Source organism: Rhodopseudomonas sp. WA056 (genome assembly GCF_010906995.1).
GTDB lineage: Bacteria > Pseudomonadota > Alphaproteobacteria > Rhizobiales > Xanthobacteraceae > Rhodopseudomonas > Rhodopseudomonas palustris_G.
This window is the reverse complement of sequence record NZ_QPFS01000032.1, coordinates 1-14,526: the sequence shown is the minus strand read 5'-3', so window position 1 is coordinate 14,526 and position 14,526 is coordinate 1. Positions and strand designations below refer to the sequence as shown.

At 67.0% G+C, this 14,526-nt stretch carries 15 protein-coding genes and 1 other RNA gene; 6 read left to right on the top strand and 10 right to left on the bottom strand.

Going from position 1 to position 14,526, the window contains the following annotated elements; all coding sequences use genetic code 11:
* Positions 1-20: 20 nt before the first annotated feature.
* Together DU475_RS08940 and DU475_RS08935 are read left to right on the top strand one after the other, a co-directional pair.
* Positions 21-1,220, top strand: coding sequence for a DNA recombination protein RmuC (locus tag DU475_RS08940; RefSeq protein ID WP_164631788.1), 1,200 nt, complete (start codon positions 21-23; stop codon positions 1,218-1,220).
* 70 nt (positions 1,221-1,290) lie between these two features.
* Positions 1,291-2,670, top strand: coding sequence for an AmpG family muropeptide MFS transporter (locus tag DU475_RS08935; protein ID WP_164631786.1), 1,380 nt, complete (start codon positions 1,291-1,293; stop codon positions 2,668-2,670).
* A gap of 37 nt (positions 2,671-2,707) precedes the next feature.
* On the opposite strand, the gene DU475_RS08930 is transcribed toward DU475_RS08935, so the two are convergent.
* The 5 genes from DU475_RS08930 to ffs all read right to left on the bottom strand — a co-directional run bounded on the left by DU475_RS08930 (position 2,708) and on the right by ffs (position 6,365).
* On the bottom strand, positions 2,708-3,139 hold the full coding sequence (locus DU475_RS08930) for a hypothetical protein (RefSeq protein ID WP_013500497.1): 432 nt from the start codon (positions 3,137-3,139) through the stop codon (positions 2,708-2,710).
* A gap of 19 nt (positions 3,140-3,158) precedes the next feature.
* Complete coding sequence (gene recR, locus DU475_RS08925) at positions 3,159-3,764, bottom strand: recombination mediator RecR (RefSeq protein WP_047307357.1); 606 nt, start codon at positions 3,762-3,764, stop codon at positions 3,159-3,161.
* Between the two features lie 105 nt (positions 3,765-3,869).
* Positions 3,870-4,190 (bottom strand): YbaB/EbfC family nucleoid-associated protein, encoded by a 321-nt coding sequence (locus DU475_RS08920; protein WP_013500495.1) that lies wholly within the window; start codon positions 4,188-4,190, stop codon positions 3,870-3,872.
* Between the two features lie 21 nt (positions 4,191-4,211).
* Positions 4,212-6,083: a DNA polymerase III subunit gamma/tau gene (locus DU475_RS08915; RefSeq protein WP_164631784.1), complete on the bottom strand. Its 1,872-nt coding sequence runs from the start codon at positions 6,081-6,083 to the stop codon at positions 4,212-4,214.
* Positions 6,084-6,268: 185 nt separating this feature from the next.
* Positions 6,269-6,365, bottom strand: an RNA gene (gene ffs, locus DU475_RS08910) — signal recognition particle sRNA small type.
* 177 nt (positions 6,366-6,542) lie between these two features.
* Between ffs and DU475_RS08905 the strand changes: the two genes are divergently transcribed.
* From DU475_RS08905 to DU475_RS08895, 3 genes are read left to right on the top strand one after another with little or no spacing between them, the layout of a single operon-like run.
* Positions 6,543-6,962, top strand: coding sequence for an HIT domain-containing protein (locus DU475_RS08905; RefSeq protein WP_013500493.1), 420 nt, complete (start codon positions 6,543-6,545; stop codon positions 6,960-6,962).
* A 4-nt stretch (positions 6,963-6,966) separates the two neighbouring features.
* A complete protein-coding gene (gene nudC, locus DU475_RS08900) occupies positions 6,967-7,899 on the top strand; it encodes an NAD(+) diphosphatase (RefSeq protein WP_164631782.1) in 933 nt (310 codons plus the stop codon).
* On the top strand, positions 7,896-8,834 hold the full coding sequence (locus tag DU475_RS08895) for a sugar kinase (protein ID WP_164631780.1): 939 nt from the start codon (positions 7,896-7,898) through the stop codon (positions 8,832-8,834). Before nudC ends, DU475_RS08895 begins: the two co-directional genes overlap by 4 nt.
* A 173-nt stretch (positions 8,835-9,007) precedes the next feature.
* Here DU475_RS08895 and DU475_RS08890 read toward each other — a convergent pair whose 3' ends face one another.
* Both DU475_RS08890 and gloB read right to left on the bottom strand, forming a co-directional pair.
* On the bottom strand, positions 9,008-9,439 hold the full coding sequence (locus DU475_RS08890; protein WP_164631778.1) for a cupin domain-containing protein: 432 nt from the start codon (positions 9,437-9,439) through the stop codon (positions 9,008-9,010).
* Positions 9,436-10,203 carry a hydroxyacylglutathione hydrolase gene (gloB, locus tag DU475_RS08885; protein ID WP_013500489.1) on the bottom strand — a complete coding sequence of 256 codons (768 nt, stop codon included), beginning with the start codon at positions 10,201-10,203 and terminating at the stop codon, positions 9,436-9,438. Before gloB ends, DU475_RS08890 begins: the two co-directional genes overlap by 4 nt.
* Before the next feature lie 173 nt (positions 10,204-10,376).
* Here gloB and DU475_RS08880 point away from each other — a divergent pair, with 173 nt between their 5' ends.
* The gene (locus DU475_RS08880) at positions 10,377-11,147 is read left to right on the top strand and encodes a class I SAM-dependent methyltransferase (RefSeq protein ID WP_041807660.1); all 771 of its coding nucleotides are present in this window, start codon (positions 10,377-10,379) and stop codon (positions 11,145-11,147) included.
* Positions 11,148-11,296: 149 nt separating this feature from the next.
* On the opposite strand, the gene DU475_RS08875 is transcribed toward DU475_RS08880, so the two are convergent.
* The 3 genes from DU475_RS08875 to prfA form a co-directional block, all read right to left on the bottom strand.
* Positions 11,297-12,007 (bottom strand): DUF4167 domain-containing protein, encoded by a 711-nt coding sequence (locus DU475_RS08875; RefSeq protein WP_164631777.1) that lies wholly within the window; start codon positions 12,005-12,007, stop codon positions 11,297-11,299.
* 451 nt (positions 12,008-12,458) lie between these two features.
* Positions 12,459-13,328, bottom strand: a complete 870-nt coding sequence (prmC, locus tag DU475_RS08870; protein ID WP_164631775.1) for a peptide chain release factor N(5)-glutamine methyltransferase — start codon at positions 13,326-13,328, stop codon at positions 12,459-12,461.
* Entirely contained in the window at positions 13,325-14,410 is a 1,086-nt protein-coding gene (prfA, locus tag DU475_RS08865; protein WP_013500485.1) for a peptide chain release factor 1, read from the bottom strand. The genes prmC and prfA overlap by 4 nt, the downstream gene beginning before the upstream one ends.
* Positions 14,411-14,526: the final 116 nt, after the last annotated feature.

Below are 14,526 nucleotides of genomic sequence, written 5' to 3'. Positions count from 1 at the left end.
AATCTGCGACACCGGCGGCGATGGATCAGATCCTGTTCAGGTTCGGCGACCTCCCGGTCAGCGTCGGAATGGCCGGCGGGGCTATTGCAGTCGTGGCACTGGCGCTGCTCGCGATCATCGCCGTGCTGGTGGCCCGCGGCAGCGCCGCGCGGCGGGGCGCAGAGATCGACCAGCGGCTGGCGCTGTTGATGCGGGCCCAGCACGAGGCCAACGGCCGGGTCGATGCGATGGGCCGGGCGCTCGCCGGCCGCCAGGCCGAGATGGCCCGGGCGATGAGCGAACGGCTCGACAGCGTCACCCACCGGTTCGGCCAGTCGCTGACCCAGTCGACCCGCTACACCATGCAGAGCCTGCAGGCGCTGCACGAGCGGCTCGGCATCATTGACCGTGCCCATGACAACCTCACCGAATTGACCGACCAGGTGACGACCCTGCGCGACGTGCTCGCCAACAAGCAGGCGCGCGGCGCGTTCGGCCAGGCCAGGATGGAAACGATCGTGCAGGACGGGCTGCCGAAGGGCTCGTTCGCGTTCCAATACACGCTGTCGACCGGCAAGCGGCCGGACTGCGTGGTGCTGATGCCGGATCAGCCGCCGCTGTGCATCGATGCCAAGTTCCCGCTCGAAGCCGTCACAGCGCTGCGCGAGGCGCGGACCGACGAGGAGAGAAAGTCCGCTTCGCAGCGGCTGCGCATCGACGTGATGCGCCACGTCGACGACATTGCGTCGAAATATCTGATCCCGGGCGAGACCCAGGACACCGCGCTGATGTTCGTGCCGTCGGAGTCGGTCTATGCGGAAATCCACGACGGTTTCGACGACGTGATTCAGAAGGCCTATCGTGCCCGCGTCGTGCTGGTGTCGCCGTCGCTCTTGATGCTGGCGATCCAGGTGATGCAGCAGATCCTGAAGGACGCGCGCATGCGCGACGCCGCCGACCAGATCCGCACCGAAGTGCTCAGCCTGTCCGACGATCTGGCACGCTTGCGCGAGCGCGTCACCAAACTGCAGACCCATTTCGGCCAGGTCAACGACGACGTCCGCCAGATCCTGATCTCGGCCGACAAGATCGAGCGCCGCGCCGCTCGGATCGAGGAGCTGGACTTCAGCGACCCGGCCGCCCCTGGAGCGGCTTCCGCGCCCGAAGCGCCGTTGGCGCCCGACCGCGCTGACCTGTTCGCCGCAGCGAGCTTCCGCATCGACGAAATGACGCGGAGCTGACGAAGCAGGGCTCCGGCCATCATCACCGCGGCCGCCCGCTTGGCGCCGCCGAATCGGATAGATTCACCCCATGACTAGCCCCGCCTCCGGCCTGCCACAGGCCGATCCCGCCGCTCCGCAGAGTCCCGCCAAGCCGGGCTGGCGCGACGCGATGGCGGTGTATTTGCAGCACCGCGTGCTGGTGGTGCTGTTTCTCGGGTTCGCGTCGGGGCTTCCGCTGGCGCTGTCTGGCTCGACGCTGCTGGTGTGGATGCGGGAGTCCGGCGTCGATCTCGGCACCATCGGGCTGTTCGCGCTGGTCGGCACGCCCTACACGCTGAAGTTCATCTGGGCGCCGCTGGTCGATGCGCTGCATGTCCCGCTGCTGACGCGCGCCTTCGGCCGCCGTCGCGGCTGGCTGGTGTTCGCGCAGCTATTGCTGATCACCGCAATCCTGCTGCTGGCGCTCACCGATCCGGCGAAGTCGCCGCTGTATGTGGCAATCGGCGCGTTGCTGGTCGCCGCCGCCTCGGCGACCCAGGACATCGTCATCGACGCCTTCCGCGTGGAGAGCCTTCCGGAAGACGAGCAGGCTGCCGGTATGGCGTCCTATGTGGCCGCATACCGGATCGGCATGTTAATCTCGACCGCCGGCGTGCTGTTCCTGGTCAGCGCTTATGAGAGCACTGGATTGACGCGCAACACCGCGTGGATGTGGGGCTATGTGACGATGGCCGCAATGGTGCTGATCGGCACCGTCACGGCGCTGGTCGCCACCGAGCCGGAGCAGTCACGCCGCGCCGAAGCGGCGACCAGCGGCGAAAGCAGCTTCAAGCGGGTGTTCCACGCGGCGCTCGGCGCCTTCACCGAATTTCTCACCCGCAAGGATGCGCTCACCGTCCTCGCCTTCGTGGTGCTGTTCAAGTTCACCGACGCGTTCTCCGGCACCATGACGGCGCCGTTCGTGATCGATCTCGGCTATTCGCGCAACGACTATGCGGCGATCGTCAAGGGAGTCGGGCTGGCGGCAACGCTGATCGGCGGCTTCGCCGGCGGCTATTTGGCCCGGCGCTATTCGCTGGTCACCAGCCTGTGGATCGGGGCGGTGCTGCAGGCGGTGTCGAATCTGGCGTTCGCCTGGCTGTCGACCGTCGGCGTCAATCAATGGGCGCTGGCGATGGCGATCTCGGTGGAGAATTTCACCGGCGCGATCGGCACGGTGATCTTCGTCGCGTACCTGTCGGCGCTGTGCCAGAACCCGCTACATACCGCAACGCAGTACGCGCTTCTCACCGCGCTGGCCGCGGTCGGCCGCACCTATCTGTCGGCCGGCGCCGGCTACGTGGCACAGGCGACCGGCTGGCCGGCATTCTTCATCATCAGCGTCGCAGTGGCCGTCCCGAGCCTGGTGCTGCTGGCCTTTCTGCAACGCCGCGACCACTTCGCCGCGCTCCGGCCGGCGAAGGCGTAGCAAACGCTCGCTCCCCACGAACGCGAGTGGCTGCGGCTTACTTCACCAGACTCCATTTGGTCACGACCGCTTCGCTGATCTGGCCGGGCTCGCTGGCGCACGCCACCGACCCGACCTTCAGCGCGACCTGTTTGCCGCGGTGAGACTTCAATTGCGATGCCTGGGCTTCGTCCGCCGGAACGATCTGGAACGTCTCCGGGCCGTTTTCGAGGTTGCAGAGCCCGGACGGCGCCGGCAGCCGGCGCGGATCGCTGACGAGCTGATAAACCGGGCCGGCCTTGCCCCTCGCCCGCGTCTTCAGCGCGTTGAGTTCGCCGCTGAGCAGGTCGCCGATCCGCAGCGCGGTGGGCTTCGGCAGCGCCGCCTGCGCCTGGCCGCCCTGTGGCGCGTCATTCGCCGATGCCGCGGGGGCGGCGAGCGTGACGGCGAGCGCGGCGATCGTCAAGAACGGGAAGCGGAATCGAGTCATCAGGTCCAATCCGGTTAGGTCAGAACAAGGTACGCTGTCGCATCGCCGCCGACAGCGTTCCTTCGTCGAGATAGTCGAGTTCACCGCCGACCGGCACGCCATGGGCGAGCCGGGTCACCTTGACGCCTGCGTCCTGCAAAAGGTCGGTGACGTAATGTGCGGTGGTCTGGCCGTCGACAGTCGCGTTCAGCGCCAGGATGATCTCGGCGACGCCGGGATCGTGCGCGCGCTTCACCAAAGCGTCGATCGTCAGATCATCCGGGCCGACGCCGTCGAGCGGCGACAGCGTCGCGCCGAGAACGTGGTATCGGCCGTTTGTGGCGGACGCGCGTTCGAGGGCCCACAGATCGGCGACGTCGGCCACCACCACGATGATCGAGGAATCGCGCCGCGGATCAGTGCATACCGTGCAGGGATTCTGCGTGTCGATGTTGCCGCAGGTTGTACACACCTGGATCTTGTCGATCGCGACCTGGAGCGCCGCGGCGAGCGGTGCCATCAGCGCGTCGCGCTTCTTGATCAGATGCAGCGCGGCGCGGCGCGCCGACCGCGGCCCCAATCCGGGAAGCCGCGCCAGCAACTGGATCAGACGTTCGATCTCGGGGCCTGCGACCGAACTGGCCATCGGGAATTCGTCTCCGTTCGGTGGTCGGACGCGCGACGCACGGCTTCCGCCGGTCTCGTCACGGAGACGGGCGTTTGGTGGGGCGAATCGAAAGGCCGGAAAAGACTAACCTAGGCCGAGTCCAGGCGGCAGGCCGAGGCCCCCGGTCAGCGCCTGCATTTTCTCCTGCATCGCCGCTTCCGCTTTGCGATGGGCGTCGCCATGCGCCGCCACCAGAAGATCTTCGAGGACTTCGCGCTCCTCGGGGTTGATCAGCGACGGGTCGATCGAGATGCCACGCACCTCCATCTTGGCGCTCATCCGCACCTTGACGAGGCCGCCGCCGGACAGCCCTTCGACCTCGATCTGGTCGAGTTCGGCCTGCATCGCCTTCATCTTCGATTGAAGCTGCGCCGCCTGTTTCATCATGCCGAGAAAGTCAGCCATGATCGGATTCCTTTCAGATCGCTAGTCGTCTTCGTCGATTCGCTCGGAGGGATCGTCCATATCAGACTCGATCTCCACCGGCTCGGAGGCGAGCCGCCGCACCGTCAGTTTGGCGCCGGGAAACCGCGCCAGGACTTCCTGCACCCGCGGATCGTTCTCCGCCGCCCGCTCACGCTCGTTCTGCTGCGCCTCGCTCTGCTGGCGCAATGTCGGCTGGCCGGGCGCGTTGGAGACGATCACCGTCCAGCGCCGGCCGGTCCATTGCTCGAGCTTGCGCCCGAGTTCGTTGATCAGGCTGCGCGAGGCGGTGGGCTCCAGCGCCAGTTCGAGCCGCCCGTCCTCGATTCGCACCAGCCGGACGTCGGCTTCGAGCGCCAGCCGTGTCATCACGTCGCGCTTTTCCGAAGCCAGCGCGACGAGTTGCGGAAACGTGGTGATCTTCAGCGCCGGCGGTTCGGGCTCCGGGGCCGGCGCACTGACCGGCGAGCGGGCGGCGCCATCGAGACCACCGCGCAGCATGGTCGGCGCAGTGGCTGCGCTCATCGACGGCGCGCTGCGCGACATCGCAGGCGCGCCGGGTGCGGACAAGGATGCGGCCGACGACATCGCGGCGGAGGTGCCGCCGCGACCACTGCTGGCGCCGCTGCCGATTGCGGCCGGGGCGTCACCACCGTTCTGCTGCAGCATCCGCAGCGCTTCGTCCGGGGTCGGCAGATCGGCCGCATAGGCGATCCGCACCAGCACCATCTCGGCGGCGGCGGCCGGGCGGGTCGCGCCCTGCACCTCGGCGACACCCTTCAGCAGCATCTGCCACATCCGCGACAGCACCCGCATCGACAGCTTGGCGGCGAACTCGCGGCCGCGCACCCTCTCGGTTTCGCCGAACGCGACATTGTCGGCGATCGCCGGCACGATCTTCACGCGGGTGACGAAATTGACGAACTCGGCGAGATCGGAAAGCACCACCACCGGGTCAGCGCCGGTGTCGTATTGGTCGCGGAATTCGGCGAACGCGGCAGCGATGTCCCCGCGCGCCAGCGCGTCGAAAAGTTCGATCACCCGGGTGCGGTCGGCCAGCCCGAGCATCTGACGAACGGCGTCGGCGCGCACCAGGCCGGCCGCATGCGCGATCGCCTGATCGAACAGCGACAGTGAATCGCGCACCGAACCTTCGGCCGCACGGGCGATGATGCCGAGCGCTTCCGGCTCGACCTCGACGCCTTCCTTCTGGGCGATGTTCGACAGATGGTTCATCAGCACGTCGGCTTCGACCCGGCGCAGGTCGAAGCGCTGGCAGCGCGACAACACCGTCACCGGCACTTTCCGAATCTCGGTGGTGGCGAACACGAATTTGGCGTGCTCCGGCGGCTCCTCCAGCGTCTTCAGGAAGGCGTTGAACGCCGCCGTCGACAGCATGTGGACTTCGTCGATAATGTAGACTTTGTAGCGCGCGCTCGCCGGCGCATAGCGCACGCTGTCGTTGATCTGGCGGACATCGTCGACGCCGGTGTGCGAGGCGGCGTCCATCTCCAGCACGTCCATGTGCCGGCTTTCCATGATCGCCTTGCAGTGCACGCCGTGCACCGGCATGTGGATGGTCGGCCCCTTCACCGAGCCGTCCGGCAATTCGTAGTTCAGCGCCCGCGCCAGGATGCGCGCCGTGGTGGTCTTGCCGACCCCGCGGACGCCGGTGAGAATCCAGGCCTGCGGAATCCGGCCCGTATCGAACGCGTTGGACACGGTGCGGACCACCGCTTCCTGGCCGATCAGATCCTCGAAGCTGTTGGGGCGATATTTCCGCGCCAGCACCCGATAGGCACCGCCCGGCGTGCTCACGCTGGCCGGCTGCTCGGGAGCGGCGGGCGGCGTCGCAGAAAGGCCAGTGTCACTCATCGGTCGGTCCGCAATGCTGTGTCTGTGGCGCCGGATTGCGGAAACAAGCGGGGCGCTGGGGACGGGGCAGGATCATGCGGCTGGCCCGGAACACCCCTCGCACCGGACCGGCATCCGCCGGTCCTGATCCACCCTGGTCCGGCCGCAGCGCCCCATATCCTAGGGAAGCACGGCCGAAAAATAAGGTAGGAGACTGACGAGCGACCCGATCCAGACCTCGTTAGGGCTGCTTCCTTCCGGACCTGACCCGGTTGGCGAGAGGCTCGTCCACCGCCAATCTCCCGGTGCCTATTTGGCGCCAAACCGAACCGAATGCAAGTCGCAGGTCGCCGCCTTGGACCTTCGGCTAGCTGGCGCTTCCGCCGGTCCGGGGGGCTTGGTATGACTAGCAGGCGGCCGCGCGGCCGTCCCCGCCACAGACAAGAGCCCACGCTCCCACAACGGGCCGATGGAACCGCAATGTCCCCCTCCGACTGGTCGCTGAGCCCGCGGCTCGAACAAGACACCATCAACATCGGCGACTTGCCGCTCAGCCGGGTGCTGGTGATCAAGGACGCAAATTATCCGTGGCTCCTGCTGGTACCGCGGCGGGCAGGCGCGAGCGAGATCATCGACCTGGACGAGGTGGCGCAGGCGCAATTGATGACCGAGATCTCCCGCGTGAGCCGCGCGCTCAAGGAAGTCTCCAAATGCGACAAGCTCAATGTCGCGGCGCTGGGCAATCTGGTGCCGCAGCTCCACATTCACATCATCGCACGCCGCTCCAGCGACGCCGCCTGGCCACGGCCGGTGTGGGGCGTGATGCCGCCTCTGGCGCATGATCCCGAAGAGGTGCAGCAGTTCATCAACCTGCTCCGCCGCAAGATCTGGCTGAGCTGAGCCGATGAGCACCTCGTTTCCGCTCGGCCAGCCCGCTTTCGTCACCCACGTGCTCGACCGCGCCGCGCATCTGCGCGGCAACGACGCCAAGCTGATGGCGATGGAGGAGCGTGGCGACACCCGCGCCTTTGTGGTTCATCGCGATTCGCTGCTGGTGAAGCACGAACCCGCCGGCCCGCGGGCCGAGCTGACGATCAAAGAGGCGCTGGCACTCGGCGCCAACCCCGGCACCATCTTCCTCGGCCTGCGCAATGGCGCTGCCGTGTTCGGCATGGGGATCGGCGCCCCGGCCGCAGACAAGCTCGCGGGCCGGCCGGACGCCGGTCTTGCCGAGCTGCGCGGTCTTGCGATGCAGGGAGTTCTGCCGGTCGAGCAACTCTCGGCGATCGCGATGGCGAAGTCGCTGGTCAACTGGCACCAGCGCCACGGCTATTGCGCCAATTGCGGCGCGCGCACCGCGATGGCGCAGGGCGGCTGGAAACGCGACTGCCCGTCCTGCAAGGCCGAGCACTTCCCGCGCACCGACCCTGTGGTGATCATGCTGGTGACGCACGGCGATCGCTGCCTGCTCGGCCGGCAGAAGCAATTCCCGACCGGGATGTATTCGTGCCTCGCCGGCTTTGTCGAGGCGGCTGAAACCATCGAAGACGCGGTGCGCCGCGAGATCGTCGAGGAGTCCGGCATTCTGTGCAGCGACGTGCGCTACTACATGACGCAGCCATGGCCGTATCCGTCGTCGCTGATGATCGCCTGCACCGCGATCGCCACCACCGAGGCCATCACCGTGGATCTCACGGAACTGGAAGACGCGCGGTGGTTTTCCCGTGACGAGGCGGCGCAGATATTGAAGCGCGCGCATCCGGACGGGCTGGTCGGACCGCATCCGTTCGCGATCGCGCACCATCTGCTCGGCCGCTGGCTGGAGGAACAATCATGAGCGACACTGCCAAGCACGCGCCGCGTGTGCTGTGCGTCGGGATTCCGGTGCGCGATCTTACTTTCCGGGTCGAGGCGGTGCCGGGCCGCGGCAACAAGGTGCCGGCGAGCGCTTTCGGCGAGATCTGCGGCGGCAACGCGCTCAACGCCGCGATCGGCATTGCCAGGCTAGGCGGTCAGGCGCAGATGTGCGGCCCGATGGGCGACGCCGAAGAGGCCGCGGCGCGGTTCATCTTCGACAAGCTGGCCGAAGAGAGCATCGGCTCGGTTCACCTCGTTCACATGCCCGGGCTGGTGACGCCGATTTCTGCGGTGCTGGTCGATCCGACCGGCGAGCGTACCATCGTCACCTTCCGCGATCCTGGTCTGTGGAAGGTCGCGCTGCCGGACGCCGACATGCTGCTGCAGCACTGCGACGCCATCCTCACCGAAAGCCGCTGCTCCAGCTTCGTCACGCCGCTGTGCGCCGAGGCGACGCGACGGGGCATTCCGGTGGTGGTCGACGTCGACAACGCAATGGCGATGAACGAGGGGCTGCTGACAGCAGCCTCACATCTGATCTGCTCGGCCGAGGCGCTGCACGCCACCTCGGGCACCGAGGACGACGAAGAGGCGCTGAAAAAGCTTGCTCGGCTGACCAAGGCGTTCGTGGCGGTGACGCGCGGCCCGAAAGGTACGCTGTGGCTCGACGAAAAGCAGCAGTTCCGCGAGACCCCGGCATTTCCGGTGCATTCGGTCGACACTCTGGGCGCCGGCGACATCTTCCACGGCGGCTTCACGGTGGCATTCGGCGAAGGCCAGGACATCGCCCACGCGCTACGCTTCGCCTCCGCAGCGGCGGCCCTGAAATGCACCCGCCCGGGCGGCGCCTTCGCCTGCCCGACCCGCGCCGAAGTCGACGACCTGCTGGCGAAATCCCCGGTGGGCGCGCTCTGAGTCTGGAGATGGGTGGGGGGGAGGATGGGTTAGGCACTCTTGCGCCGTAACCCATCGCTCTGCCGTCGCCATCGACGGGGTTTCGCCTTCGGCTCGACCGTCCTGCGAACCAATTGGACGCGCCGGCGATCAGCTCCGCATCGGCAGAAGCCAGCCCCGCGACAGCTTCATTTCTAAGGCTCCCAGCCGGGCGGCGCGAGTTGGAAGCCGGCGAAATCGAAGCCTGGCGCCACGGTGCAGCCGACCAGCGTCCACTCGCCGGTCGACGTGGCTGCCTGCCAGACGTGCGGCGGAACGATCGCTTGTGGCATATGCCCGGCACCGAGATCGGGACCGAGCGTAGTGGCGCGGCGACCGTCGTCGCCGGCGATCTCCAGCCTCAAAGCAGCGCCCGCGTAGTAGTGCCAAACCTCGGCCGCGTCGATCCGGTGCCAGTGCGAGCGTTCGCCCGCACGCAGCAGAAAGTGGATCGCGGTCGAATAGCTGCGGCCGCCGGCGTCGCAGCGGGGATCGCGAAACGTCTCGCGATAGTGTCCGCCTTCAGGATGCGGCTGCAGGCCGAGCCGCGCGATCACCTCGGCGGCGTTGAGAGACACGGCGCTCACCCGTTGTTCTTGCGCTCGCGGATCTCGCCGAACACCTCGGCCGCGGGCGCACCCGACAATCCGACCGCATCTGCGACCGACGGCACGTCGGCACGCAGGAACACGTTGGCCTTCTTTTCTTCGCCGAGCGTCACCGGAATCGTCGGCTTGCCGTCGGCGCGCAGCGCTTCGACCTGCTTGGCCCGGGCCTGCAGATCGGCGTTGCCGGGTTCGATCCCGAGCGCGAACTTGACGTTGGAGGCGGTGTATTCATGTCCGCAATACAGTCTGAAGTCGTCCGGCAGAGCCCGCAGCTTCAGCAGCGATTCCCACATCATCGGATAGGTGCCTTCGAACACGCGGCCGCAACCGATCGAAAACAGCGTATCGGCTGCGAACAGTGCGCGATCGTCGTCGAACACATAGGAGACGTGGTCGAGGGTGTGACCGGGGGTCTCCAGTACCCGCGCAGTGAGGCTGCCGATCCGCACCACGTCGCCCTCCTCCACCCTGACGTCGGCGTCGGCGATCTTGGCATTGGCGTCGTGCGGTGCATGGACGCGGCAATGATACTTGTTCTTCAGCTCGGCGATGCCGCCGACGTGGTCGCCATGATGATGAGTGACGAGGATGTCCGTCAGCTTCCAGCCTTCCTTCTCCAGCGCGGCGATCAGCGGCGCGGCCTCCGGCGCGTCGATCGAGGCGGTCGCGCCGGTCGACGGATCATGGACCAGATAGCCGAAATTGTCGGTGAGGCACGGAACGATGCGGATGTCGGCGGGCATGAGATCTCCGGGACTTGAAGGCGGCAAGAGCGCGCGCCGCTTCGGGCGACGGCGTCGCGCAGATTGAATTCTAACATGGTGGCCGACCGGGACGAAATGAAGCGGTCACGTCCCCGTAAACCAGGCAGGTTGTGGCTTTGCCGGACGGTGCGGCGCCGTGGTAAATGTCGATCATGATGATGGACGTCGTGGATCTGCGGGGGTTCTACAGTAGCCGGCTCGGCATCGTGGCGCGCCGGTTGATCAATCGCAGCATCCAGAGGCGATGGCCGGATGCGCGCGGCGACCGTGTGCTCGGGTTTGGCTATCCGACACCCTATCTCGGCCTGTTCCGCGACAGCAGCGAGCGCTGCATCGCGTTCATGCCGGCGGCTCAGGGCGTGCTGAAATGGCCGACGGCGCGGCCGACCCTGTCGACGTTGGTCGACGAGCACGCGCTGCCGCTGCCGGACGCCGCTGTCGACCGCATCCTGCTGGTCCACGCGCTGGAGATGTCCGACGATCCCGAACGGCTGCTGCGCGAAGTGTGGCGGGTGCTGGCGCCGGCGGGCCGACTGCTGGCGATCGTGCCGAACCGGCGCGGGGTGTGGGCGCGCCTGGACAACACCCCGTTCGGCCATGGCCGGCCCTATTCGCGGCCGCAGATCGCCGATCTGCTGCGGCGAACCTGGTTCACGCCGACGGGTTGGGGCGAAGCGCTGTTCGTACCGCCGCTGGCGCAGGGCTGGCTGTTGCGTTCGGCCCCGGCCTGGGAGCGGGTCGGCGCCGCCGCCTCGCTGCCGCTCGCCGGCGTGCACATGGTCGAGGCCACCAAACAGGTGGTGCGGCCGCAGACGGTCAAACGTGAGCGCACCCGGCTGATCCCCGCTCTGGAGCCATCGCTGGTCCCGTCGCCGACGCCGCTGCAGGCCGACGAGTCCGATGCGCCGCCGCTGGCGCGCTGAACCGGCACGACCGAGCCAGCACACAGTAAGACGGCGGACGCCCTGAATCGTCAGAGGCCCCTGAATCGACAAGGCCGCACCCACCGGGCGCGGCCTTGTTCTAGTAGGTATTTTTGTAGGGCATCTCGAACCGGCGTCTGGACACCGGTTCAATCGCCAGCGCCGGCATCCTCGCCAGACGGGGCCGGAGCGGCAGCGGCCTGAGCGGCCGCAGGCTCACCACGCGGGCGGCGCCGACGGCGGGGCGGAAAACGTTCACCGCCGCCGGTATTGCCCTCGAACGCGCCGGGTCCGAGCTGCGGCTGCGGGCCGGTGATGAAGGACGGCAGCCGGTCGACTCCCTCGGACGACGGCTGCGGCTGCTCGCGCGGCACGAATTGCGGCTGGGGCCGGTGCTCACGCGGCTGCGGCTGTTCGCGCGGCTGATAGGGCTGCGGTTGCTCGCGCTGCTGATAAGGCTGCGGCTGCGGCTGCTGCACCGGCACCAGGCCGGGCTCGGCGCCGAAATTGGAGAACTCGCCGTCCTCGCCGTCGTCGGTGTTGTCCAACGTGTCGTTGTCGATCCGCGGCTGCGGCTGATTCTGCCGGAACTGTTCCTGGGCAGCCGCGATCAAACGAAAATAGTGCTCGGCGTGCTGGTAGTAGTTCTCGGCCGCCACCGGATCGCCCGAGGAACGGGCGTCGCGAGCGAGCTGGACGTATTTCTCAGCGATGTGAGAGGCGGTACCGCGGATCTTGATATCGGGGCCGTTCGATTCGAACACCCGGGTCATCGGGTTCTGGCCGCGCCGATTATTGTTGTTATTGCCGCTGTTGTTGTTCCGGTTACGCAGCCGCTTGTTGTTCTGCCCGTTTCTCATGTCCTACCTTCTTACCGAACCTCATTTTGCAAGGCATGGCTGCGCCTGACGCAGGCGTCTCCGTGCCCGTCCGACCAGTCCCTTAGTCTCTTGCCGCTATTGCCGTGTGTCGCGCTCAGCAAAGACGCGTTCCCCAACCCCGGCGGGCGGTCGCGCCGCTGGCCGGACCAAATCAACGAGCCTGTGCAACGAGGCTCAGCTTCTCGCGCGTGAGTTCTTCAAGCGTGAATCGTCAGGCTTTCGTTCGCTTCGCGGTCGAAAGCTGCGCGGCTGTCCCAGCCTGTCGCGCTTGATCGAAACCGCCGTATGGAACCTTTTCAGTCAGGGGCTCTCGTGGAGAACATATACTCCCCGCACTTCCGCGGGGCCGACCGTCCCGACCGACATCTGGAGCGGAACGTAGTCGCTCTCGGTCGATATTCCAAGCGGTTTTTTGCAATTTGTTCCGACGTCACCGGGGCGCGAGCCGCCCTGTCACCGCCCGGAAAATCCCTGACAAATCAGCCCGGAACGGGTCGGATACGGTTAACCCAGCAGCCTGCATCAGGGCACTCACATCGGTCTCCTGGCCCTGTCCGATTTCAACCACCAACGCGCCGTCTGGTTGCAGCAACCCGGCCGATTCGGGGATAATTTTCCGGTAGGCGTCCAGCCCATCGGCACCGCCGTCGAGCGCTCGGCGCGGATCGTGCTCGCGAACCTCGCGGTCAAGCTCCGCAATCTCATTGACTGGAATATAAGGCGGGTTGGAGACGATCAGGTCGAACGGGCCACGTAGCGCCGAAGCGTAGTCGCAAGCGACGAAGCGGGCACGGCCGGCGAGCCCGAGACGCTCCGCGTTCCGGCGCGCGGTGCGTAGTGCGCCGAGGCTGATATCGGTGGCGACGCCGCCCGCGCCGGGCAGCTCGGACAACAGCGCCAGCAGGATCGCACCGCTGCCGGTGCCGATGTCGAGAATCCGCGGAGCCGGCGCATCGCGCTCGCCCAGGACGGCGAGCGCCGCATCGACCACTGTCTCGGTATCCGGCCGCGGCACGAGCGTGTCGGCGGACAGCTCGAACGGCAGTCCCCAGAACTCACGCACCCCAAGGATGCGCGCCACCGGCTCGCCGGCGAGCCGCCGCGCCGCGAACGTCCGCAGCCGCTCGCTTTCGTCCTTCGTCAGCGGTCGCTCGGCCTGAACGAGGAGCCCTGTGAGATCAAGACCGGTGACCTCGCCGACCAGCAGCCGGGCGTCGAGCGCGGCGAATTCCAACGCCGCATCCTGAAACTGCCGGGCCAGACGACGACGCGCGGATGCGATCGTCGGCGCGTCGCTCACGCCGCGGCGCCCTGCTCGGCGAGCTGCGCCGCCTGGTGCTCGGTGGTGAGCGCGTCGATCAGTTCGCCAAGGGCTTCGCCGGCGATCACTTGCGGCAGCTTGTAGAGTGTCAGATTGATGCGGTGATCGGTAACGCGGCCCTGCGGGAAATTGTAGGTCCGGATCCGTTCGGAGCGATCGCCGGAGCCAACCTTTTCTTTGCGCTCGGCCGAGCGCGCCGCATCGACGCGCTGTCTCTCGGCGTCGTAGATCCGCGACCGCAGGATGTTCATCGCCGAGGCGCGGTTCTTGTGCTGGGATCGGCTGTCCTGCATCATCACCACGATGCCGGTCGGCAGATGGGTGATGCGGATCGCCGACTCGGTCTTGTTGACGTGCTGACCACCGGCGCCCTGTGCCCGCATCGTCTCGATCCGCAGGTCTTCCTGCTTGATGTCCACGTCGACGTCCTCGACCTCCGGCAGCACCGCGACGGTCGCGGCGGAGGTGTGAATGCGCCCCTGGGTCTCGGTATCGGGCACGCGCTGCACGCGGTGCACGCCCGATTCGAATTTGAGCTTGGCGAACGCACCGCGGCCCTTCACCTCGGCGATGATTTCCTTGAAGCCGCCGACAGTGCCTTCGCTGGCCGAGATCACTTCGACGCTCCAGCCCTGAAGCGCGGCGAACTTTTCGTACATCCGGAACAGGTCGCCGGCGAACAGCGAGGCCTCGTCGCCGCCGGTGCCGGCGCGGATTTCCAGCATCACGTTGCGCTCGTCCATCGCATCCTTCGGCAACAGCGCGATGCGGATTTGCTGAATCAGTTCGTCGCGGTGGGCGTCGAGCGCGTCGCGCTCGGCCTCGGCCATCGCCCGCATCTCCGGTTCGGTCGCCGGGTCTTCCAGCAATTCGTCGATCTCGCCGAGCTCGTCGCGGACCTGGCGATAGCTCTTCACCGCCTCGACCAGTGGATTGAGCTCGGACAATTCGCGGGTGATGCGGACGTAATCCTCTGCGCCGACCTGCGCCATCAACTGCGCTTCGAGCGCGGCGTGATGTGCGAGGAGGACGTCGAGCTTGGCTTCGGGCAGTGAGGACATGGACGATCTCGGATCAACGCGTGAGACGACAAAGCGGCGGCGGACGCCGCTTTGTCGTCTCACGCGTTGATCCGAGATCGTCCATGTCCTCACTGCCCGAAGCCAAGCTCGACGTC